At 62.2% G+C, this 1,039-nt stretch carries 1 protein-coding gene and 1 pseudogene; one reads left to right on the top strand and one right to left on the bottom strand.

Annotation, left to right across the window (positions count from 1 at the left end; genetic code table 11):
• On the top strand, window positions 1-717 hold a 717-nt coding region (locus tag PROAA_RS05655; RefSeq protein WP_186410410.1), incomplete at its 5' end, for a DUF3616 domain-containing protein.
• 54 nt (window positions 718-771) lie between these two features.
• On the opposite strand, the pseudogene PROAA_RS05650 reads toward PROAA_RS05655, so the two are convergent.
• A pseudogene (locus tag PROAA_RS05650) lies at window positions 772-1,039 on the bottom strand (primosomal protein N'); the annotation flags it as partial.

The raw sequence follows: 1,039 nt of genomic DNA, 5'->3' as shown, positions 1-1,039 counted from the left end.
GCGGCGGCTCGCATCGGCAACCGGATTTACTGGATCGCTTCGCACGGCACCAATAGCGATGGCAAGTTGCGCAGTGGAAGGCGGCGGTTTTTTGCGACCCAGATCAATGGAGCCGGTGAAGCCGTTGAGCTGTCTGTCGTCGGCAAACCCTATCGGAAGCTGGTGCGCGACTTGACCCGGTTGCCTGCGCTCAAAGCCTACAAGCTGGGCGATGCGGCAAAGATTCCGCCCAAGGAGCCAGGCGGGTTGAACATCGAGGGACTTGCCGCGACGCCGGATGGGCCCTTGCTGATCGGTCTGCGCGGCCCCATTCCCGATGGCAAGGCGCTGCTGATTCCGCTGAATAATCCACAGGAAGTCGTTGCCGGCAAGTCGGCCCGGCTGGGTGCGCCGATCCTGTTGGCTCTCGGCGGGCGTGGCGTGCGCAGCATTGATTACGTGCCCGCACTGGGCCAGTACATCATCATGGCCGGCGCGGCGGGCATTAGCGGCAAATTCCAAATGTACCGGTGGTCTGGCGTAGCAGACGAGGACCCGGTGGCAGTGAATGGAGAAAATTTCAGCGGCCTGCAACCGGAAGCCATGATTGCCTACCCCGGCCCCCCGGTCAGGATGCTGGTGTTCTCGGATGACGGCACGCGCGAGAAAGGGTCGCTAATGTGTAAGGATTTGCCGGTCGGACAACGGCGTTTCAGGACGCTCTGGATTACGCTTTGACGCTACCCGCCTGCGTTTCGAGTCGCCGTTCACGTTGACTTTGCATGGCTTTGCTCAGAACTCCAGCGGGTCCACTTCCAGATGCCAACGCAGACGCGAGGGAGTCTTGATCGTCTCAAGCACTAGTCGCAATACACCGAGGAAGGCCTGCAGGGCGCGTCGTGACGGCGACTCGATGAGCAACTGGGCACGCTCGAAGTTGGCGCGACGCGCCAGGCGCATCGGCACCGGATCGTAGAGCATTACTTCGTCATGCGCGCCAGTTTGCGGCCCGGCCCGCGCCGTCGCAAGAAATGCCAGCGCGTCGGCCATGTGGGGTGAT

The sequence above is a fragment of the Candidatus Propionivibrio aalborgensis genome (genome assembly GCF_900089945.1).
Lineage (GTDB): Bacteria > Pseudomonadota > Gammaproteobacteria > Burkholderiales > Rhodocyclaceae > Propionivibrio > Propionivibrio aalborgensis.
The sequence above is the reverse complement of the archived record's forward strand: the minus strand, read 5'-3'. Positions and strand labels throughout refer to the sequence as shown.